This is a genomic window from Geobacillus sp. LYN3 (assembly GCF_003064505.1).
GTDB classification, from domain to species: Bacteria; Bacillota; Bacilli; order Bacillales; family Anoxybacillaceae; genus Parageobacillus_B; species Parageobacillus_B toebii.
The window spans coordinates 2,015,876-2,016,094 of the sequence record NZ_QCWL01000001.1; the positions used below are offsets into that span (position 1 = coordinate 2,015,876).

The following is a 219-nucleotide window of genomic DNA, read 5'->3' on the forward strand; positions in this document are numbered from 1 at the left end:
GAAGGGAAAACGGGCCAAGGAAGACAAAATCCTGACCGTTCACGAAGGGTGGAAGCGCCACGGCTCACAGATCGAATTCGTGAACCAGCGCCATTACGTCCATGAGGGCAAGAGGGAGGTGTGGGAAGGCTTCGAGGAATTTTTGATGAACGAATATGCCTATGATCCGTGTCGGGATCTTCTTGTCATCAACGGGGACGGCGCTCCATGGATTACCGC

The 219-nt window shown here is 53.9% G+C and carries 1 protein-coding gene; it reads left to right on the forward strand.

What is annotated here, in order from left to right; translation table 11 throughout:
* The coding region (locus tag DCC82_RS18205; protein WP_233253033.1) for a UPF0236 family transposase-like protein at window positions 1-219 on the forward strand (219 nt) is incomplete at both ends.